At 70.4% G+C, this 20,210-nt stretch carries 21 protein-coding genes; 11 read left to right on the forward strand and 10 right to left on the reverse strand.

All coding sequences use genetic code 11. The annotated features are described in order from the left end of the window. Positions 1-46 precede the first annotated feature (46 nt). Together CLV71_RS01275 and betA are read right to left on the reverse strand one after the other, a co-directional pair. Positions 47-829 (reverse strand): IclR family transcriptional regulator, encoded by a 783-nt coding sequence (locus CLV71_RS01275; RefSeq protein ID WP_208297331.1) that lies wholly within the window; start codon positions 827-829, stop codon positions 47-49. Further along, positions 826-2,475 carry a choline dehydrogenase gene (gene betA / locus CLV71_RS01280; protein ID WP_133900673.1) on the reverse strand — a complete coding sequence of 550 codons (1,650 nt, stop codon included), beginning with the start codon at positions 2,473-2,475 and terminating at the stop codon, positions 826-828. The genes CLV71_RS01275 and betA overlap by 4 nt, the downstream gene beginning before the upstream one ends. Before the next feature lie 50 nt (positions 2,476-2,525). Here betA and CLV71_RS01285 point away from each other — a divergent pair, with 50 nt between their 5' ends. Next, complete coding sequence (locus tag CLV71_RS01285) at positions 2,526-3,944, forward strand: aldehyde dehydrogenase family protein (RefSeq protein ID WP_243866156.1); 1,419 nt, start codon at positions 2,526-2,528, stop codon at positions 3,942-3,944. A 26-nt stretch (positions 3,945-3,970) separates the two neighbouring features. Here CLV71_RS01285 and CLV71_RS01290 read toward each other — a convergent pair whose 3' ends face one another. Then, complete coding sequence (locus tag CLV71_RS01290; protein WP_133900675.1) at positions 3,971-4,741, reverse strand: IclR family transcriptional regulator; 771 nt, start codon at positions 4,739-4,741, stop codon at positions 3,971-3,973. A gap of 121 nt (positions 4,742-4,862) precedes the next feature. Here CLV71_RS01290 and CLV71_RS01295 point away from each other — a divergent pair, with 121 nt between their 5' ends. Genes CLV71_RS01295 through CLV71_RS01305 form a run of 3 tightly spaced genes read left to right on the forward strand, consistent with a single transcriptional unit; the run spans position 4,863 to position 7,443 of the window. Continuing rightward, positions 4,863-5,177 carry a bifunctional 3-phenylpropionate/cinnamic acid dioxygenase ferredoxin subunit gene (locus CLV71_RS01295; RefSeq protein WP_133900676.1) on the forward strand — a complete coding sequence of 105 codons (315 nt, stop codon included), beginning with the start codon at positions 4,863-4,865 and terminating at the stop codon, positions 5,175-5,177. Next, positions 5,177-6,337, forward strand: coding sequence for an NAD(P)/FAD-dependent oxidoreductase (locus CLV71_RS01300; protein ID WP_133900677.1), 1,161 nt, complete (start codon positions 5,177-5,179; stop codon positions 6,335-6,337). Before CLV71_RS01295 ends, CLV71_RS01300 begins: the two co-directional genes overlap by 1 nt. After that, entirely contained in the window at positions 6,334-7,443 is a 1,110-nt protein-coding gene (locus CLV71_RS01305; protein WP_133900678.1) for an aromatic ring-hydroxylating oxygenase subunit alpha, read from the forward strand. Before CLV71_RS01300 ends, CLV71_RS01305 begins: the two co-directional genes overlap by 4 nt. On the opposite strand, the gene CLV71_RS01310 is transcribed toward CLV71_RS01305, so the two are convergent. After that, on the reverse strand, positions 7,436-8,452 hold the full coding sequence (locus CLV71_RS01310; RefSeq protein ID WP_133900679.1) for a helix-turn-helix transcriptional regulator: 1,017 nt from the start codon (positions 8,450-8,452) through the stop codon (positions 7,436-7,438). The genes CLV71_RS01305 and CLV71_RS01310 overlap by 8 nt on opposite strands. 90 nt (positions 8,453-8,542) lie before the next feature. On the opposite strand from CLV71_RS01310, the gene CLV71_RS01315 reads away from it, so the two are divergent. From CLV71_RS01315 to CLV71_RS01325, 3 genes are all read left to right on the forward strand, one after another. After that, the gene (locus CLV71_RS01315) at positions 8,543-9,229 is read left to right on the forward strand and encodes an alpha/beta fold hydrolase (protein WP_133900680.1); all 687 of its coding nucleotides are present in this window, start codon (positions 8,543-8,545) and stop codon (positions 9,227-9,229) included. Beyond that, positions 9,226-9,792, forward strand: coding sequence for a GNAT family N-acetyltransferase (locus CLV71_RS01320; protein ID WP_133900681.1), 567 nt, complete (start codon positions 9,226-9,228; stop codon positions 9,790-9,792). Before CLV71_RS01315 ends, CLV71_RS01320 begins: the two co-directional genes overlap by 4 nt. Positions 9,793-9,930: 138 nt before the next feature. After that, complete coding sequence (locus tag CLV71_RS01325; protein ID WP_133901195.1) at positions 9,931-10,782, forward strand: TIGR03619 family F420-dependent LLM class oxidoreductase; 852 nt, start codon at positions 9,931-9,933, stop codon at positions 10,780-10,782. Positions 10,783-10,821: 39 nt separating this feature from the next. On the opposite strand, the gene CLV71_RS01330 is transcribed toward CLV71_RS01325, so the two are convergent. Continuing rightward, positions 10,822-11,904, reverse strand: coding sequence for an NAD(P)/FAD-dependent oxidoreductase (locus CLV71_RS01330; RefSeq protein ID WP_166663865.1), 1,083 nt, complete (start codon positions 11,902-11,904; stop codon positions 10,822-10,824). A gap of 414 nt (positions 11,905-12,318) precedes the next feature. Here CLV71_RS01330 and CLV71_RS01335 point away from each other — a divergent pair, with 414 nt between their 5' ends. Both CLV71_RS01335 and CLV71_RS01340 read left to right on the forward strand, forming a co-directional pair. After that, positions 12,319-12,720 carry a hypothetical protein gene (locus CLV71_RS01335; protein WP_133900683.1) on the forward strand — a complete coding sequence of 134 codons (402 nt, stop codon included), beginning with the start codon at positions 12,319-12,321 and terminating at the stop codon, positions 12,718-12,720. Next, entirely contained in the window at positions 12,713-14,809 is a 2,097-nt protein-coding gene (locus CLV71_RS01340; RefSeq protein ID WP_166663866.1) for an acetate--CoA ligase family protein, read from the forward strand. Before CLV71_RS01335 ends, CLV71_RS01340 begins: the two co-directional genes overlap by 8 nt. Before the next feature lie 21 nt (positions 14,810-14,830). On the opposite strand, the gene CLV71_RS49120 is transcribed toward CLV71_RS01340, so the two are convergent. After that, positions 14,831-14,989, reverse strand: a complete 159-nt coding sequence (locus tag CLV71_RS49120; protein ID WP_243866158.1) for a hypothetical protein — start codon at positions 14,987-14,989, stop codon at positions 14,831-14,833. Positions 14,990-15,105: 116 nt separating this feature from the next. On the opposite strand from CLV71_RS49120, the gene CLV71_RS47390 reads away from it, so the two are divergent. Further along, positions 15,106-15,246 (forward strand): hypothetical protein, encoded by a 141-nt coding sequence (locus CLV71_RS47390; protein ID WP_166663867.1) that lies wholly within the window; start codon positions 15,106-15,108, stop codon positions 15,244-15,246. 149 nt (positions 15,247-15,395) lie between these two features. Continuing rightward, on the forward strand, positions 15,396-16,448 hold the full coding sequence (locus CLV71_RS01350; protein WP_166663868.1) for an aminotransferase-like domain-containing protein: 1,053 nt from the start codon (positions 15,396-15,398) through the stop codon (positions 16,446-16,448). Between the two features lie 7 nt (positions 16,449-16,455). Here CLV71_RS01350 and CLV71_RS01355 read toward each other — a convergent pair whose 3' ends face one another. The 4 genes from CLV71_RS01355 to CLV71_RS01370 form a co-directional block, all read right to left on the reverse strand. Further along, complete coding sequence (locus tag CLV71_RS01355; RefSeq protein WP_133900687.1) at positions 16,456-17,340, reverse strand: tryptophan 2,3-dioxygenase; 885 nt, start codon at positions 17,338-17,340, stop codon at positions 16,456-16,458. After that, positions 17,337-17,966, reverse strand: a complete 630-nt coding sequence (locus tag CLV71_RS01360) for a DUF6875 domain-containing protein (protein WP_133900688.1) — start codon at positions 17,964-17,966, stop codon at positions 17,337-17,339. Before CLV71_RS01360 ends, CLV71_RS01355 begins: the two co-directional genes overlap by 4 nt. A gap of 1 nt (position 17,967) precedes the next feature. Continuing rightward, the gene (locus tag CLV71_RS01365) at positions 17,968-19,161 is read right to left on the reverse strand and encodes a cytochrome P450 (RefSeq protein WP_133900689.1); all 1,194 of its coding nucleotides are present in this window, start codon (positions 19,159-19,161) and stop codon (positions 17,968-17,970) included. A gap of 190 nt (positions 19,162-19,351) precedes the next feature. Then, positions 19,352-20,179 (reverse strand): alpha/beta hydrolase, encoded by an 828-nt coding sequence (locus CLV71_RS01370; RefSeq protein WP_133900690.1) that lies wholly within the window; start codon positions 20,177-20,179, stop codon positions 19,352-19,354. Between the last annotated feature and the right edge of the window lie 31 nt (positions 20,180-20,210).

Raw genomic sequence — 20,210 nt, forward strand, 5'->3', positions numbered from 1 at the left:
AACAGAATTGACCCTGGGTGAGTGAGCGTCAAGGGTGCGGCGTGTTTCAGAACGGTGAGGAATGTGCGGCGAGCCCGTGCCAGCCCAGCTGCCGCGAGATCTCCCGGGCCGCCTCGACGACCTTCGCGGCCACCTCGGACACTCGCTCGGCCGGGATGCGGAACGTCGGCCCCGACGCGCTCACCGACCCCGCGACCTCGCCGTCCGGCCCGGTGATCGGCGCCGCGACCGCCGTCAGCCCGACCTCCAGCTCGTCGACCGCGACCGCGTAGCCGTTCCGTCTCGTGGCCGCCACCTCGGCCAGCAGGGCGGTCACGTCGGTCTTGGTGTGGTCGGTGAACCGGCGCAGCGGCTGCGCGGTCAGCTCGGCGAACCGCGCGGGCGACACGTGCGCGAGGTGCACCTTGCCGTTGGACGTGGCGTGCAGCGGGACGCGCTGGCCGACCCAGTTGTACGGCTGGAGCGTCGAGGCCGCCGCGGTCTGGTCGAGGTAGAGCGCGTCGTGTCCGGACAGGACGGTGATGTTGACCGTCTCGCCCAACTCGTCGGCCAGGCGTCTGGTCACGGGCCTGCTGCGCTGCACGATGTCCAGGCGCGCGGTGGTGGCGCCTGCGAGCTGGAGCACCCCGACACCCAGCCGGTACTTGCCGCGGTCGGTGGTCTGCTCGACCAGTTCGTGCAGCTCCAGCGTCGTGACCAGCCGGAACGCGGTGGACTTGTGCACGTCCAGCAGGCCGGACAGCTCGGTGACGCCCAGCGGGCCGTGCTCGGCGAGCAGGGTGAGGATCGTGAGCGCCCGGTCGACCGACTGGATCGTGCTGCCGGTCATGAGCTGCTCGAATGCCGGTGGAACGGGGTCTCGAGCGGGGCCAGTGGGGTGTTGCCGAGGATCAGGTCGGCGGACTTCTCCGCCACCATCATCACCGGCGCGTAGATGTTGCCGTTCGTGACGTACGGCAGCACGGACGCGTCGACCACCCGCAGCCCGGTCAGGCCGTGCACCCGCATCGAGGCCGGGTCCACGACGGACAGCTCGTCGACGCCCATGCGTGCCGTGCACGACGGGTGGTAGGCCGTCTCGCCGTCACGGGCCACCCAGTCGAGGATCTCGTCGTCGGTCCGCACCGAAGGGCCCGGCGACAGCTCGCCGCCGCTGAATTCGGCGAACGCGGGCTGCGCCAGGATGTCCCGTGCCACGTGGACCGCCTCGACCCACTCGCGCCGGTCCTGGTCGGTGGACAGGTAGTTGAACCGGATCGCCGGGTGCTGTTTCGGATCACGCGACGTGATGCGCACGCTGCCGCGGGCGTCGGAGTACATCGGGCCGACGTGGACCTGGTAGCCGTGCTCGGCGCCGACCGGCGTGCCGTCGTAGCGGACCGCGATGGGCAGGAAGTGGAACATGAGATTCGGGTAGGCGACGGTGTCGTTGCTGCGCACGAACCCACCGGCTTCGAAGTGGTTGGTCGCCGCGGGCCCGGACTTGCCGAGAAGCCATCGCAGGCCGATCGCGGGACGGTTGCGAAGCTTCAGCGCCGGGTTGAAGGAGATCGGCTTCGTGCACGCGTGCTGGACGTAGACTTCGAGGTGGTCCTGGAGGTTCTCACCGACGCCCCGCAGCTCGTGCACCGGTTCGATGCCCAGTGGGCGCAGGTGGTCCGGGTCGCCGACACCGGAGAGCTGTAACAGTTGCGGCGTGTTGATCGCACCGCCGCACAGGATGATGTCGCCTGCCCGCACGCGATGGGTTCGCCCGCCGCGGCCGTACTCGACGCCCACCGCCCGCTTTCCGTCGAACAGCACGCGGTGCACGAGCGAGTAGCACCGCACGGTCAGGTTCGGGCGCTTCTCGACGGGGTGCAGGTAGGCGCGGGCGGCCGACCATCTTCTGCCGTCACGGATGTTGCGGTCGAACCGCGCGAAACCCTCCTGCTGGAAGCCGTTGACGTCCTTGGTCAGCGGGTAGCCCGCCTCCTGCACGGCTCCGAAGAACGCGTCGAACAGCGGGTTGGCGGCAGGGCCGCGTTCCAGGTGCAGCGGGCCGTCGTCGCCGCGCCACTCGTCGCCGCCCGCCGTGCAGTTCTCCATGCGCCGGAAGTAGGGCAGGCAGTGCGCGTAGTCCCATGTGGACATACCGGGGTCGGCGGCCCAGCGTTCGTAGTCCATCGGGTTGCCGCGCTGGAAGATCATGCCGTTGACGGAGCTGGAGCCGCCGAGGACCTTGCCCCTGCCCTGCGTGATGCGCCGGTCGTGCATGAACGGCTCGGGTTCCGAGACGTAGCGCCAGTCGTAGAACCGGTTGCCGATGACCATGGTCAGGGCGGCGGGCATGTGGATGAAGAGGTCCCAGCTCCAGTCGGGGCGTCCCGCCTCCAGGACCAGCACGGTGGTCTTCGGGTCGGCGGAGAGCCGGTTGGCCAGTGCGCAGCCGGCCGAGCCGCCGCCGACGATGATGTAGTCGTAAGACTGGTCCATTGTTGCATAATGCGGCTAGAGTGCCGGATAGTGCAACGGTGGGAGGTCATGTGTCGAAGCGTGACATCATCAACCCGTTCAACCAGGCGGTCATCGCCACGCTCGAGGACGCCACTCCGGCGGACGCGCTGGCGGCGGTCCGGGCCGCGCGTCGGGCCTTCGACGCCGGCGAATGGCCACAGTGGACTCCCGTGCATCGGGCCGAGCTGTTGCGTGAGGTAGCGGACCTGTTGGCGCGCAACAAGTCCGACCTCGCCCGCTGGGAGACCGTCGACACCGGCAAGACCCTGGTCGAGAGCGAGATCGACGTCGACGATGTCGTCTCGGTGTTCCGCTACTACGCCGACCTCGCGACGCGGGACCACACGCGGACCGTGGACGCCGGGCCGGGTGTCGTCAGCCAGGTCCGGTACGAGCCGGTCGGGGTGTGCGTGTTGATCACACCGTGGAACTATCCGCTGCTGCAGGCGTCGTGGAAGGTCGCTCCGGCGCTGGCCGCGGGCAACACGATGGTCGTGAAACCCAGTGAGGTCACGCCGCTGACCACGATCAAGCTGGTGGAGCTGATCGAGCAGGCGGGTGTACCGGCCGGGGTGGTGAACCTGGTGCTCGGCGCGGGGCCGGAGGTCGGACCGGTGCTGACGAGCGCGCCCGAGGTCGATCTGGTGTCGTTCACCGGCGGGTTGCGCACCGGGCAGACGATCATGCGCTCGGCCGCCGACACCGTGAAGAAGATCGCGCTGGAGCTGGGCGGGAAGAACCCCAACATCGTCTTCGCCGACGCTGATTTCGAGGCCGCCGTCGACCACGCGCTCACGGGGGTGTTCCTGCATGCGGGGCAGGTGTGCTCGGCGGGCACCCGGCTGATCGTCCACGAAGAGTTGCACGACGCGTTCGTCGCCGAACTGGTCCGGCGAGCCGAGAACATTCAACTGGGCAACGGTCTGGCGCCGGACAGCCGCAGTGGCCCGCTCGTTTCGGCGGAACATCGCGCGAAGGTCGAACGGCACGTGGCGCAGGGGCTGGCCGAGGGCGCGACTCTGCTGACGGGCGGCAGGCGCCCTGACGACCCGGAGTTGCAGGCCGGGTTCTTCTACCTGCCGACGATCTTCGACCACTGCCGGCGCGACATGAGCATCGTGCAGGAGGAGACGTTCGGCCCGATCCTCACGGTCGAGACTTTTACTACCGAGGACGAGGCCGTCGAGCTGGGCAACGACACGGACTACGGCCTGGCCGGGGCCGTGTGGACGGCTGATCGGGAGCGTGGGCGGCGGGTGGCGCGGCGGTTGCGGCACGGGACGGTGTGGATCAACGACTTCGGGCCGTACCTGCCGGGGGCGGAGTGGGGTGGGTTCAAGCGGTCCGGCATCGGGCGGGAGCTGGGGCCGACAGGGCTGGCCGAGTACCAGGAGGCCAAACACGTCTACGAGAACACGTCTCCGTGTGCGGAGAACTGGTTCGGCTGAGCCGCCTGGCGTGGCCTGCTACGCGATCAGTCGCCGAAGTAGCCGATCCGGGCGGAGATCTCGTCGGCGCCCGCCCGAAGCTTGTCCGTGATCGACGGGAACGAGTCCACCGTCAACCGGTACGCCGGCCCCGACACGCTCACCGCGGCCACGACCGCCCCACCCGTCCCCCGGATGGGCGCCGCGACCGCGTTGAGGCCGACCTCCAACTCCTCGTTGGTCGACGCCCAACCGCGCTCGCGCGTCAACTTCAGCTCGGCGAGCAGCCGGGACCTACTGGTGATCGTCTTCGGGGTGAAACGCTCCAAAGTGTCCAGTGCCTCCTCGAGGACCGTCCCGTCCGCCCAGGCGAGCAGGACCTTCCCGCTGGAGGTGGCGTGCAGCGGCGTGCGCTGCCCGATCCAGTTGCGGGTCGTCACGGCCGCGGAACCATACGACTGGGTGATGTTCGTGGCCGCGCCGGTGTCCAGAATGGCCAGGTTGACCGTCTCGTCCAGCTCGACCGCGAGCCGCTCACACACCGGCTGCCCCTCGCGCGGCAGGTCCAGCCGCGCCGTCGTGGCCCCCGCCAGCCGCACGATCCCGAACCCCAACCGGTACTTGCCCCGGTCACTGACCTGCTCCACCAGCTGCCGGTTCTCGAGCGCGCCGACCAGGCGGAACGCCGTCGACTTGTGGACCTCCAACTCCGCGGCGATCTCGGTGACGCCTGCCTCGCCGCGGCGGGCCAGCATGTCCAGGATCGCCAGCGCCCGATCCACGGACTGCACCTGCACCACGGGCTGTTCGTTCCCCATGCCGCAACTTTACTCAGGACTCGCCATTTTCCCCTGGTGAGCCCCTTGACGCGTGTCTGACCAAGCCTCAAAGTGTTGCGTATAGCAGCACCAGTTGTGGATAGCACAACGGAGGTCTTGCATGATCCCGGTTTGCGCGGTGGACGACCTCCCCGTCGGCGAGGCGGTCCGCGTCGAGGCCGAGGTGCCGATCGCGGTGTTCAACGCCGACGGCGTCCTCTACGCGATCGACGACACGTGCACCCACCAGGACGCGTCCCTGGCGGACGGCTGGCTGGAGGGCTGCGTGGTCGAGTGCCCGCTGCACGCCTCCTGCTTCGACCTGCGCACCGGCCAACCGACCGGCCCACCCGCGAAGAAACCGGTGCGCACACACGAGGTCGAGGTGCGGGAAGGTGTCGTGTACGTGAGACCGTCGATGTCGGCGGTCGCGTGATGCGGTCGGTGACGATCGTCGGCGCGTCGCTGGCCGGCCTGTCGACGGCACGTGCGCTGCGGGCCCTGTCCTACGAGGGCCGGATCACGGTGGTGGGGGAGGAGCGGCACGAGCCGTACGACCGGCCGCCGCTGTCGAAGGAGTTCCTGGCGGGCACGATCGGTGTGACGGACCTCGCACTGTCCACGGAGGACGACGGGGTACTGGACATCGAGTGGCGCCTGGGCCAGAAGGCGGTCGGCCTGGACCGAGGCCGCCGGGCGGTCGCGCTGTCGGGTGGCGAGGAGCTGGTCTCGGACGGGGTGGTCCTGGCGACGGGCGCGCGGGCGCGGGCCCTGCCGGGGTCGCTGCGGGGCGTGCACACACTGCGGACACTGGACGACGCGCTGGCGTTGCGCTCGGCCCTGCTGAGAGGTGGCCCGGTGGTGGTGATCGGGGCGGGGTTCGTCGGCGCGGAGGTGGCGTCGACGGCGCGAGGGCTGGGCTTGGACGTCACGGTGGTGGAGGCGTTGCCGACCCCGCTGGCCGGGCCGCTCGGCGTGGAGATGGGGGCCCACGTGGCCGCCCTGCACACCGACCACGGCACGCGCCTCGTGACGGGAGTCGGCGTGACGGGGTTCGTCGGCGGCGCCGGGGTCGAAGGGGTGCGCCTTGCCGACGGCAGGGTCCTGCCCGCCGCGACGGTGGTCGCGGGAGTGGGCGCGGTGCCGAACGTGGAGTGGCTGACCGGGTTCCCGCTGTGTCCGGGCGTGCGAACCGACGCGAGAGGCGCGACGGACGTGCCGGGCGTGGTGGCGGTGGGTGACTGCGCGTCGGCGTACAACCCCTTCGCGGGCGAGGTAGTGCGGCTGGAGCACTGGACGAACGCGTTGCGTCAACCGGCGGTGGCGGCGGCGACATTGCTGGGCAAGCAACCGTCGACACGCCAGGAGCCCCCGTACTTCTGGTCCGACCAGTACGGAGTGCGACTCCAGTTCGCAGGCCATCACCGGGTGGGGGACACCGTCGAGGTGATCGAGGGCGACACGGAGTCACGATCATTCGTGGCGGTCTACCGGCGGGAGGGCCGCGAGGTGGCCGTGCTGGCGATCGACCGGCCCAGACCGTTCGGCCGCAGGCGCCGGACGTTGGCCGTTCCGGAAGCGGAGGTAGTCGGATGACCCTGCCCGCGAGCCTGCTGGCGACGCTACCCGGAGACCACTACACCGACCCCGGGATCTTCGGGCTGGAGCAGTCGAGGATCTTCGAGTCGCACTGGATCGCCGCGGCACGCTCGGCGGACCTGCCGACCCCGGGGGTGTTCCGCACGGTCCACATAGGACGAGAGAGCATACTTCTGGTGCGGGGCAGGGACAACGGGCTGCGGGCGTTCTTCAACGTGTGCAGGCACCGCGGGGCGAAGCTGTGTGTGGCGGAGGCGGGGGAGGTGCGGCGGAACCTCCAGTGCCTGTACCACGCGTGGACGTACGGACTGGACGGCAAACTGGTCGCGGCGCCGAACCTGACGAAGATGCCGGACATAGACCGGGTCGAGTACGGCCTGGTGGGGGTACACCTGCGCGAGTGGCTGGGTTACGCGTGGGTGTGCCTGGCCGACGAGCCGCCGTCGTTCGAGGACACGGTGATGGGCGCGGCGACAACCCGCCTTGGCGACCCGGAGCTGATAAACCGGTGGGAGATGGACGAGCTGGCGGTGGGCCGACGCATAACCTATGACGTGAAGGCGAACTGGAAGCTGATCGTCGAGAACTTCATGGAGTGCTACCACTGCGCGACGATCCACCCGGAGCTGACCGACGTGCTGCCGGAGTTCGCGGACGGGTACGCGGCGCAGTACTACGTGGGTCATGGCGCGGAGTTCGCGTCCGAGGTGCGGGGCTTCACGATCGACGGCAGCGAGGGCTTCGCGAAGCTGGCGCAGCTGACGCAGGACCAGGACCGCCGCTACTACGCGGTGACGGTCAACCCGCAGGTGTTCATCAACCTGGTGCCCGACCACGTGATCTTCCACCGCATGTACCCGATGGCGCCCGACCGGACGATCGTGGAGTGCGACTGGCTGTACAGCAAGGAGGTAGTGGCGGCCGGCAAGGACGTCACCCACTCGGTGGAACTGTTCCACCGGGTGAACGAACAGGACTTCGAAGCCTGCGAACGCTGCCAACCGGCGATGTCCTCCCGCGTCTACGCGCGAGGTGGCGTCCTGGTCCCGACCGAGCACCACATAGCGGCCTTCCACGAGTGGGTGACCAGTCGCATCAGCTAGTCGACGGAGATGGCGGCGACTGCGCGCACGATCCGGCTGATGCCGTGCGTCGGTCGTCGGTCAGGGCGGCGGCGCAGCGAGCCGCGAGCTCGGCCATGGCGGCGCGTAGTTCGGGGCCGCCCTGGACGTGGAACGGGAACGGCGCGGTGGCCAGCCATTCCTGCGCGTACATCGCCGGGTTGCGGGTGCTGCCGACGAGTACGCATCCGACGCCGGACCGCTCGAGGGTGCCCATCGGCGGCCGGGCCCACCGGCGTACCTCCTCGAGCGGGGCGTCGAACGCGACCCGGGTGGTGTACTGCCACCCGGTGCCGAGGTTTTCCTCGAGGGTGACGACCGGGTCGAGGTTCTCGGGCGGGGTGAAGGACCGGGCGGTGCGTCGCACTGCTCGTACGCGGTCGATCCGGTAGGTGCGGGTGGCCGCGGCGCGGTGGGAGTGGCACAGCAGGTACCAGCGACCGTGGCGGGCCACGATGGCCCAGGGGTCCACCTCGGCCTCCCAGGAGACTCCTCGTTCGCCGCGGTAGGTGATGATCACCCCTACCCGGGCCGCGACGGCCCCGACCAGTGCGCTGGTGGTCGCCGGGTCGGGGGTGGCCGCGTAGCGGTCCGGTGCGGCCGCGGCGTGGTCGCGCAGCGCGGTGGCCTGCCTGCCCACGTCCTCCGGCAGCGCCCGGATGACCTTGGCCAGGGCGCCACCCACCAGGTCGTCACCCGAGGCGGCGGCGGGCCGGCCGTCGAGCACGGCCATCACCAGGCCGAGCGCCTCGGTCTCGGTGAACACGACCGGTGGCAGGCGGGTGCGGCGGCTGAGCCGGTAGCCACCGTGTGGGCCGCGTACCGACTCGACGGGGATGCCCGCCTCTCGCAGTATGCCGACGTAGCGGCGTGTCGCGCGTGGCGTGACCTCGAGCCGGGTCGCCAGCTCGGCTGCCGGGACAACGGCACGGGTCTGCAGGACCTCCAGCGCGCGCAGGGCCCTTGCGGTGGGACTCGGGTGGGCAGGCATGACCGGAGAGTAGAGGAAGCAGAACGTCCGCTACTGGGTCTAGCGTGGCCGCCGACCCCCGCAAGATCCATCCCGGAAGCGAGAAACACCGTGGACATCCTGCTCATCGCCGGCCTGTGGCTGGACGGCTCCGCCTGGGACGAGGTCCTACCCGGACTCGTCGAACGCGGGCACCGCCCGGTACCCGTCACCCTTCCCCAGCACGGCGCCGCCACCCTGGACGACCAGCTCACCGCGGTGCTCGCCGCGCTGGCCGAGACGACGGGCCCGGCGCTGGTCGTGGGGCACTCCGCGGCCTGCACGCTGGCCTGGCTCGCCGCTGACGCCCGGCCGGACGAGGTGGCAGGCGTCGCGTTCGTCGGCGGGTTCCCGGTCGCCGACGGGCGGGTCTACTTCGATCTGATCGAACCGGTCGGCGGCATAGTCGACTTCCCCGGTTGGGAGCCGTTTGCCGGGCCGGACTCCGCGGACCTCGACGATGCCGCCCGGGAGCGGTTCGCGACCGCCGCGATACCCGTGCCAGAGGGAGTCGCGACGGCCGTGGTGGGGCTGACTGACGCACGCCGGTACGACATTCCGGTCACCGTGGTGTGTCCCGAGTTCGGCCCGGACGACGCCCGTGGCTGGATCGCCGCCGGGCAGGTGCCGGAGCTGGCCAAGGTCTCCACCCTGGCCTACGCCGACATCGACTCCGGGCACTGGCCGATGATCACCAGGCCCGCCGAGCTCGCCGAGCTGCTGGCCGACGCGACACGCGTGTCGGGAAAGCACCCGTGACCCGCACCGTGGTCGCCCTCGGCGCGTCGAGCTGGGACGCGTTCGCCGAACTGGTCGAGCGGAACAACGGCGTGTTCGGCGGCTGCTGGTGCGTCGGCTTCCACCCCGAGGGCGCCATGCGCGGCGCCGGGCGGCGGGACGTGAAGCGTGACCGGGTGCTCGCCGGGCGCTCGCATGCCGCCCTGGTGGTCGACGGGGACGGCCGCGCCCAGGGCTGGTGCCAGTTCGGCAGCCCGGAGGAACTGCCCCGGATCAAACACCGGCGCGAGTACGACAAGTCCCCGCCCGCGGTACCCGACTGGCGGATCACGTGCATCTACGTCGACCCCAGGCACCGGGGCCAGGGCATCGCGCACGCGGCGTTGGAGGGCGCGCTGACCGCCATCGCGCGCGCCGGTGGCGGCCGCACCGAAGCGATCACGGAGGCGACCGCGGGTCGGCAGGCACAGGGCCGGTTCCTGTTCAGCGGGACCGCGGAACTGTTCGAGCAGAACGGCTTCCGCCGCGTCCGGCCGGTGGGCAGACACGCCTGGATCGTCACGAGGACCATCGAACCGTTCTGATCATCGCGGGCCGTCCCCGGCGGATCTGGGCGGCTGCGCCGCGAGGCGTCGGTCGGGGAGTGGTGGTCGGACTGGCGTCGGCCGTGGCTGGGCGCTACCTTGCTGAGTAGAACACGTTCTACTTTTTGCGGGGTGGTCATGCGGTTCGGGATCGTGTTGTTCAGTAGTGACCGGGGTATCGCGCCCGCTGCCTGTGCCAGGGCGGCCGAGGAGGCCGGGTTCTACTCGTTCTACGTGCCCGAGCACACCCACATCCCCGTGCGGCGGGACGCTGCCCATCCCCGCACCGGGGGCGCCGAGCTGCCGGACGACCGCTACCTGCGGACCCTCGATCCCTGGGTCGCCCTGGCCACCGCCGCCGCCGTGACCTCGACCATCCGGCTGTGCACGGCCGTCGCCCTGCCTGTCGAGTCCGATCCGATCACCCTGGCCAAGACGATCGCCTCCCTCGACTTCCTCTCCGGGGGGCGGGTCACGCTCGGGGCCGGTTTCGGGTGGAACACCGACGAACTCGCCGACCACGGGATCCCCGCCAGGTTCCGCTACACCGCCCTGCGCGAGTACGTCGAGGCCATGCGTGCCCTCTGGACCCAGGACGTCGCCTCCTACGACGGGCGCTTCGTCTCCTTCGGCGGCAGCTGGGCCTATCCGAAGCCCACCCAGTCGCACCTCCCGCTCCTCGTCGGCGCCAACGGGACCGAGCGGACCTTCTCCTGGCTCGCCGCCAATGCCGACGGGTGGATCACGGGTCCCTCCGAGATCGAGATCGACGACCAGGTCAGCCTCCTCGCCAAGCACTGGGTCGAGGCCGGTCGTGATGGCAGGCCCTACATTGTCGCTCTCGGTGGGCGGGCTGATCCCGATCGGGTGGCGCGGCTTGCCGCGCTCGGGGTTGACGAGGTCGTGATCGGCGTACCGGACAAGGACGAGGACGCCGTCCTCGCGTTCATCACCAAGATGGGTGGGCGCTTGCACTCGGAAACGTACTGAAGGACTCCTTCAGTACGCCCAGCGTTACGAAGGACGCCTTCAATGCATTTGGGCCGCCGGTGCGTACGGCAGTCGGAACCGCTCGACCCGGTACGGCGCCAGCCGCTCCTGTGCCACCCCGTCGCACACCTCGCGTGCCGCCAGTTCGCCCAGCAGCGGCGCCAGCGTCACCGCGCTGTGCGCCACCACGACATACCCGGCACCGACCGGGCCGACCACCGGCAGGCCGTCCGCGGCGATCGACCGGAGGCCGACATACGCCGACGCCAGGGCCACCGGGAGGCCCACCCGTTCGTGGATACGGTCGCGTAGCGTCGTCAGCACCTCGGGCGGCACCGGGTCCGACGGCGACACCAGCGGGTCCTGGTCGAGTGCGTGCACCAGCAACGCGCCGCCCCCAGCAGGACGCAGGTTGAGACTTTCCGTCGTCACCACCCGTGACAGCCGGACCGGCGCGGGCACCGTCCTCGCCAGCACACCCACCGCCGCGTTGCCGCGCACCGGCTCCACCATCGGCACGTCCGGGTGCAGCCGGCCCGTGTGCCTCCCCAGACAAGTGATCACCCGATCGGCGGTCCGGACCGTCCCGTCGGCCAGCTCCACCCCACCCGCCGACACCGCGACCACCGACGCACCCGTCTCCACCGTGACCCCGGCCGTGCCCAGCATCTCCGCGACGAACACCTCCGGGTAGCAGTGCGCCTCACCCGGGAACCACGCCACCAGCGCGTCCGGCTCCACCCGCACATCCGGTTCCAGCAAGGCGGCCGCCGACACGCTCACGAACGACGCCGGATACCCCGCCGCCTCCAGGCCCTCGACCCGGGCGGTCAGCTCCTCGCGGTGCTCGTCCGTCGACGCGAACTCCAGGTGCCCGTTCGGCACCAGCCAACCCCGCTCGACCCCCTCGAGCCGGTGGTGCTCGGCGATCGCGGACGCGTTCAGCTCCCGGTAGGACGCGGGGCGCTTCTTGTTGCCGTTGACCCACGCGTAGCTCGTCGCGGACGTGCCGGACGCCGGCGTCGGCCCGGCCTCCAGCACATGCGCCTCGTGTCCCCGGGCAGCGACCCGCGCGGCGACCGCGGCACCGAGAACTCCCGAACCCAGCACGAGAACTCGCACGACAACCTCCTCCTTCACTGCCGCCCCACGTTCGACCGCGGCGAGGAGCTTGCCGGGCACACACCGTGACGGCCCGCGCGGCCCGTGCCCCGATGCTCGACGGCGGCGTCGAGGAACGCAACCGCACCAGGGCGACGGGGACGGGCGGGTGACTGGCACCATGATCGCAACCCGGCTCGCACTGCTGGTCGGGGACCGCGGGCGACACGGGAGGGTCTCGACCCGCGACTGGGGTTGTCGGGCACACCGGTGCCGCGACCGGGGCTGACGCGCGTGCCGCCGTCGATGAGCATGACGCGACAGGGCGAGGGGACAGGCGAATGACTGACACCATGGTCTCGAGCCGGCCGACGTCGCTGGTCAGCGAGCTGGAACCGGTCGCCGCCGTGGTCGGCTCAGGCGCCGGCGGAGGTGTTGCGGGACAATGAGATCGCACCGGGCGAGTTGACGTACGTCACCCCGGGCACCCTGGAGATCCCGGCCCAGGAACACCACGCGGGCCGAGCCGGGGGCAGGACTGCGCGGATCAGCCTGACGAGCCCTTACGTGTTCGCGGCTTCGGCGGTGGTCGGGGAGATCACCGACCCCGTCCGATCCGCGCGAGGGAAGGAGCCGGTCATGCCCGTCGTCGGTGCGGTGCCGCGCGGCACGGTCCGGAAGTCTCGAGGTGGCATGCTGAGCCACCCGCCCGCACCCAGGGCGCGGCGGGCGTCGGTCGTCGAGCCGGCCGGCGCCGCGTTCGTCCGCCGCTCGTTCGACGCGGGCGGACTCGTCCCGTGCCTCGGGCGAAACCTGGTGGGTGAGACCAGTGCCTGACCTGAACCGGCTCATCAGGCCGAAGTCCGTCGCGATCATCGGCGCGTCGGACAACGAGCGCCGCATCGGTGGTCGCCCGCTGCGCATCCTGCGCCGGCGCGGCTACCCCGGCGAGATCTACCCGGTGAACCCGGAGTACGAGACAGTGCAGGGCATCCGCTGCTACCGGGACATCGAGTCACTGCCACAGGACATCGACCTGTACCTGATCTGCGTGCCCGCCGGGGCCGCGACCGACTCGTTCGAGCGCGCGGCGGCCCGGGGCGCCGGTGCGGCCGTCGTGTTCGCGGGCGGCTTCGCCGAGACGGGCGCCGAGGGCAAACGGTTGCAGGAACGGCTGTCGGAGGCGGCGTCCACCTACGACGTCGCGCTCGTCGGCCCGAACAGCCTCGGCTACGCGTCGATCGCGCCGAGGACCTACGGCACGTTCGCCACGATGCTGGAGACACTGCCCGACCTGCCCGCCGGCAACGTGGCGCTGGTGTCGCAGAGCGGCGGGACCGCGTTCAACCTGCTCACCGAGGCGCACTGGTCGGGCGTGCGGTTCTCGCACGTGATCGCCACCGGCAACGAGGCCGGGCTGACGTTCGCGGACTACGTCGAGTACCTCGCGGGCGACGACGTGACCGAGGTGATCGTCGGCTACCTGGAGGGCACGGTCGACGGCGGCCGTCTCGGCGACGCGTTCGAGGCGACGCGGCGCGCGGGCAAGCCCGTGTTCGTGCTCAAGGCGGGTGCGTCCGCGCGGGGCAGCGACTCGGTGGCGTCCCACACCGCGCAGATCTCCGGCGACGACGACGCGTTCGACGCGCTGTTCGAGCGGTACGGGGTCGTGCGGCTGCGGACCATGGACGAGGCGGTCGACGTCGCCAGAGCCGCCGCGCTGGGCACCCCGGCGGACGGGGTGGCGATCGCCAGCAACTCCGGTGGCGCCGCCGCGTACCTGTCGGACGCGGCCGAGCGGCACGGCGTCCCGCTGGTCGACTTCTCCACGCACACCATCGACGAGCTGAGGGCCGTTCTCCCGCCGTTCGCCGGTGTCCGCAACCCGCTCGACTTCACGCCGCAGGTGATCAACGAGCCCGCGCTGCTGGACAAGGTGCTCAGCATCATCGACGGCGAGGACCGCGTCGACCTGCTGCTGCTCTACCTGGGCGGCATGGAGTACCTCGCAGGCGACCTGTTACCCGCGGTGGCGGGCGCCGCGAGGCGGCTGCGTGTGCCGATCGGACTCGCGTGGTACGGGGTCAACGACGAGGTGCGCAGGAAGGCCTCCGCGGCCGGGCTGGTCGTGTGTGCCGATCCCGTGCGGCTGCTGGCCGGCGCGGGACTGCTCCGCCGCGGCTGGCAGGCGGTGGCCACCGCTCCGGGGCGGCCGGCGTCCGGCAAGGTGCTGGTGCCGGTGGCGCGGCCGGCGTTCACGCCGCGACCGGTGGGGGACGGCCGGTCGGCCGTCGACGAGGCGCAGGTGATGCGTGCGCTGGCCGGGTTCGGCCTCACCACGCCGCGCCACCGCCAGGTGAGCACGGCCGACGAGGCGGTCGCCGCGGCACGCCAGGTCGGCTTTCCCTGTGTGCTCAAGCTGATCGAGCCGATGCTGGCGCACAGGGCGAAGGTCGGTGCGGTCCACGTCGGACTCGACGACGCGGACGAGGTGCGTGCGGCCTTCGAGTCGCTCGTGCGCGACCACGACGCGCGGCAGGTCCTGGTGGCCCAGCAGATCGCCAGGAAGGACGGTGTCGAGCTGATCGCGGGAGTGGTCGCGGATCGCGTCTTCGGCACGCGGGCACTGCTCGGCGCGGGCGGGGTCGACGCCAACGACGCCGCCGACTCGCGTTCGCTGGTGCCGCCCTACGACATGGAGTCGGTGCGGCACACGCTGACCCGGCTTCGGGTGGCGGGCAGGATCCCTCGGGACCTCGACACCGTGGCCGCCGATCTCGCGGCGGTCGTGCGTGGGCTCGCGGTGCTGGTGGCCGACCCGGTCGGCAGGCCGGTGACCGAGGTGGAGTGCAACCCGATACTCGTGACCGCGTCCAGCACGATGGCGCTCGACGCGCTCGCGTTCGTGGCGGACGACGATGAGTGAACCAATGCGTGCCGAGGTCGGTCACGCGAACACCGAGCGGATCGTGTTGCGTGGCCACGACGTGGTCGAGGAACTGGTGGGGCAGGTGTCGTTCACCCAGGCCACACTCCTCGCCATCACGGGGAAGATGCCGTCGCCGAGCGCGGTGCGGGTCGCCGACGCGGTGATGGTGACGTTCATCGACCACGGCATGCAGCCCAGTGCGCTGGCCGCCCGGCTCACGTATGCCGTCGCGCCCGAGGCGATCCAGGGCGCGGTGGCGGCCGGGCTGCCCTGGCGTACCGAAGGAGGCCGTGGTGCGTGGCTTCGAGCTGCCGCTCGCGGAAGGCCTGTGCCTGGAGGGTGAGCTGTCGAGTCTCCTCACCTCGACGAAGGACCGCGTCGAGGGCGCGGCCGCTTTCGCCGAGCGCCGGGCGGCCGTCTACACGGGACAGTGACCGCCCTCCGGCAGGGAACACACGCCTACTTTCACTTATCCGCAGAACTCTTTCGGGTTAACCGTCCATGTCGGCTCGTTGTCGCGGCACGAGCGTCGTCATGATCACCTACCCTGAGTTGCCGGTGCGGTGTGGACGGAAGGTGTGGAGTGATCAACTTCGGGCGTGGTGCCCCTTCCCACGATCTCGTTCCCACGGAGTTGGTGGCCGAGGCGGCGAGCCGGGCGCTGGCCGATGCGGGCGCGAGAACACTGTCCTACTGCCCTCCCCAGGGTTACGTGCCGCTGCGTGAGTGGATCGCGCAGCGCCATGGTGTCACCGTCGAGCAGGTTCTGGTCACCAATGGCGCGATGCAGGCGGTCAGCCTGGTGCTGGACGCGACAGCGGCGAGCACGACAGGAGTCTGGGTCGAACAGCCCACCTACGACATCGTGCTGCGGGCTCTCGCTCGCCGGGGCATGCCGGTCCGCTTCGGCGAGCCGGACGGACCGCCCGCGTCGCTGCGTTATGCGATCCCGACCTTCCGCAACCCCGACGGCGCGACCATGCCCCTGTCGCGACGTCAGGCGCTGCTGGAGCAGGCCGAGCAGGACAGGGCGGTGGTCCTGGAGGACGACCCGTACGGACACCTGCGGTTCACGGGCGACCATCTTCCGACGTTGCGGGAACTGCGTGGTGGACAAGGGGTTCTGTACGTCTCGTCGTTCTCCAAGGTGATCTGCCCCGGTCTCCGCGTCGGATACCTGATCGGTGAGCCCGACCAGGTCGCGCGACTGGTCCCGGTCGCCAACACCACCTACGTCACCCCGAGCGCGTTCACCCAGGCCGTGACCCACCGCTACCTGCTCGACAACGACTTCGACGCCACGGTCAAGCGCACCAGCGAGATACTCGGCGAGCGAGCCCGTCTCATGGGCCGCCTCCTGTCCGAGCAGTTCCCAGAAGCCCGGTTCGTGATGCCCGAGGGCGGCTACTTCCTGTGGCTGCGGTTGCCCTACGGTGTGAACGCCACGGTCGTGGCCGGCGCCGCGTCCGAGTCGGGGGTGACGGTGGCTCCCGGGGCACAGTTCACGGTCACCGGCGGCGAGGACCGGCTGCGGCTGTGCTTCGCCGCCGAACCTCCGGAGCGGATCGTCGAAGGCGTGGAACGGCTCGTCGCCGGGGCGGTCAGGGCCATGGGAACCCAAGCCGCCCCGGTCTGACGACCGCTCACAGCAGACAGCGGGCCGACCACAGCTCCGGGAAGAAGCGGTGCTCGTTGACCCGCCGCAACCAACGGATCCCGCTGCTGCCTCCCGTGCCCGGCTTGGCGCCGATGACGCGCTCCACCGTGAGCAGGTGCACGGCCCGCCAGCGTGACATGCCCTCGGCCAGGTCCATGAGCGCCTCGGCGAGTTGGAAGTCCGGCGCGGCAGCCTCGGACGACCGGTAGATCTCGACCCAGGCCCGCTCCACCGACGGCGCCGGCCGGTAGGGCCGTGTCAGGTCGCGGTCGAGCACCGCCGCCTCGATGGGCGCCCCGCGGCGGACGAGCAACGCGATGGCGGCGTCGTACAGGCTCGGTCCGGTCAGGGCCGCCGCGACCTGCTCCCGCACGCCCGGCACCTTGGCGTACGGGCGCACCAGCGCAGGATCCTTGTTGCCCAGCACACACTCCACCATCCGGTACATGTACGACTGGACCCCGGACGCGTGGCCGAGGTAGTCCCGGAAGGAGTTGAACTCGGTGGGCGCCAGCGTGCCGAGCACATCCCAGGCCCGAACCAGGAGGTCCACGACCGTGCGGACCCGCCGCAGCTCACGCAGCGCGTCGGCGACCCGGTCGAGGTCCAGCAGTCCACGGACCTGGCACAGCTGCTCGTACAGCAGCTTGAACAGGAGCTCCTTGACCTGACCCATGATGTAGAAGGTCATCTCGACGGGCGCGTCGGAACGCGGATGTTGCAGCGAGAGCAACACGTCGATGCTCTGGTAGTCGATGTACGGGGTGCTCTGTCCCGCGAACCGGGTGATCGGACAGCCGCCGCCGGACGCCGCGTTCGCGGCACGCTCGGCGTCGCTTGAGGAGCCGATGTCGGGTACTTCTCTGATCATGAAGGCGCGACCGCCCGGTCTGCCAGCGGCCAGCGGTCGTTGGCCTGTGCGTAGAGCCGGACGAACAGCGGGTCGTGGACGTGCGCGTTCTCGAAGCGGTGGCCGAACCTGTCGCGGTAGCAGTCGAACCACTCGCGGTCGTCAGAGAGGAACAGGACGTCGTGGAAGGCCATGTGACGTATCGCCAACAGTGGGAGCGGCGACCGGGAGACAGGGAACCGTTCGTTGCGGGCGGCTCTCTCGTCGCAGGTTGGGTGGAACTGGCCCAGCATCAGGCCGCGCCGCACCAGGCCGGTCTTCGCGGTGGCGTGTGCCTCGTCCAGCAGCCGGTGCCGCTCCGGGACCAGTCCCGGCAGTGCCACCACGACCGCGTGCAGCGCCGCGTTGCCGCCGTTGTGTGCCGAGGTGAGGAACGCCTCCGCCATGCGGTCGATGACACTCAGCAGTTCGGTGACGGTGCACTCTGTCGTGACCGGCCATTCCCGCAGTGTCAGTGCGTCGACCCTCATCGACGGCTCCACGAACGGGCAGATCGCACCCGGCCTGCCGATGTCGTCGTGAGGTTGGGTGACATACCCGGCCAACCAGGTTCGTACCTCGTCGAGGCAGCTCGTGTTCGTCGACATCTCACCACACCACCGGCAGACTGCGCGGCCCACGCAGCAGAGAGCCGGTACGCCACGGCACATCCTGTTCGGCAACCGCCAACCGGACCCCCGGCAGGCCTCGCAGCACGGCAGTGATGACCGTGTGCAGCTCCACTGTGGCCAGAGCCGCGGCCGGGCAGTAGTGCGGCCCGTAGCCGTAGGCCACGTGCGAGTTGTCGGACCGGCCCAGGTCGAGCTGGTCGGGCTCCGGGAAGACCCGTGGATCCCGGTTGGCGGCGGCGTAGGAGACGTAGACGGCTTCCCCACGCGCGACCGTCACCCCGCCCACCCGCACGTCCTCGGTCGCGATCCGCTCCACCCCGACACCTCCCATGCGTGGAATGAACCTGAGCATCTCCTCGACAGCGGCATCCAGCCCGGCTGGCTCGGCTCGCAGCCGCTCCATCTCCCGGGGCCGGGTCAACAGGAGGTACAACATGTTCGCGCTGTGGTTTCGAATGGCCTGCCAACCCGCGTGGGTCGTGTGGAAGGCCGCCGCCGTGATCTGCTCGTCCGTGAGTCGGTCGACTCCGTCCGTCGCCAGCACACCGATCAGGTCGTCGCCGGGATCGCGTCGGGCCGCCGCGACCAGCGACGCGAACCGCTCCGCGAGGTCCTCACGAGCCCGCAGGGCGTCCCGCGCCGCGGTCGTGGTCTCGAAGACCTTCTCGAGCCCGTCGCACACGGCCGGCCACATCTCCCGCGGCACCCCGACGGTGTCGCAGGCGATCTCCAGGGCGAAGGGCGAGGTGAGTGACTCGACGAGGTCGGCCCGTGTGCCTCGGTCGCGCATCCGTTCGACCAGGCTCGTGGCGACGGACTCCACACGCGCCCGCGACCGGTCGATCCGTGCGCGAGTGAAGACCCTGGCCATGGCATGCCGAATCCGGGCGTGGGTGGCACCGTCCTGGTAGGTCGCGTCATCGTCGAGCAGCGGACGCACGACCACGTTGCGCCCTGCGTCGGCCGTCAGTACCGCCCGGCGGCTGAAACGCGCGTCCGAGGTCACGACCCTGACATCGTCGTGATGGGTGAAGACCCAGACCGGTGCGGAGCCGTGGGTCAACGTCAGGCGCTCGGCACGTGGCGCGTCCACCAGTCTCCGCAGCACCGGGTCGAAGTCGAGGGCGTGCATTCCTATTGCCGCCCAGCGGGACGGGCACTGCCCCGTCACACCGACGTCCTCGTGGGTGGGAGCACCTGGGTCCTGGTCGGTTCTCGTTGCCGCGTCTGAGCCCGTGGAGGTCACGGTATCCAAGTAGAAGCGGATCGGGCGGTGACGGCCACCGGCCGCCGCTCACATCACCCCGGAGAACGACCCATTGCACCTGAACCGGTGACCACCGTCCAAAACGGACACGCGGTCAGCCGATCAGCGCGGCGACGGCGTCATTCAGCGCCGTGCCGTCCTCGACGAGGTCGAAGCAGATGTCGAAGTGGTTGCGACCGGCGGCGACGATCTCGGCGGCCAAGCTCCCGCGCGAGGCCACTTCGGCCGCGAACTCACGGCTCTGTCGGGTGAACTCGGCGGTCTCGACCTCACCGACGGCCACCACGGTCGGGGGCAGCTCGCGCGGCAGTGTCAGCAGCGGGCTGAGTCGCCGCGCCTGCGCGCGAGTCAGGCCGAGCACGTCGTTGACATAGGTGTGCCGGAGTGGCTCGAGGTCGTACACCCCGCTGAGCAGGGCGACGCCGGCCAGCGGCACATTCAGGCACGACGCGGCGAGATGTGCCCCTGCGCTGCTGCCGGCGAGCACCACGCGCTGTGGGTCGCAACCCAGCCGTTCCGCGCTGGACACCAGCCAGCGAACCCCTCGCCTGACCATCGACACGATCACACCAAGCGGGTGTTCCGGCGCCAGGCCGTAACCCAACGCCGCGTAGGCAGTGCCACGAGCGTGCAGTCCGACAGCCGGGAACGACGCGTCCCGCTTGTCCAGCTGCTGCCAGTAGCCGCCGTGGACGAACACCACGAGAGGAGCGTTCGGGACGTCGGCGGGAAAGAAGTCCAGTCGTTCGCACGGTCTTGCGCCGTAGGGGATCTCGCGCCATGACAGAGCCTGTCGGGCTGCCTCGCTTCGTTCGGAGTAAGCGGCCAGTTCCGCACGCAGGTCGGCGACCAGTGAGCTCGGCGAGTACTCACGGGACAACTCCGCCGCCGGACCGTCGTACAGTCCGTGAGCCGTGCTCATACCTCGTTCCAGTCCATCGCGGACACCATAG

Origin of the sequence: Actinophytocola oryzae, from assembly GCF_004364325.1 — a bacterium.
GTDB lineage: Bacteria > Actinomycetota > Actinomycetes > Mycobacteriales > Pseudonocardiaceae > Actinophytocola > Actinophytocola oryzae.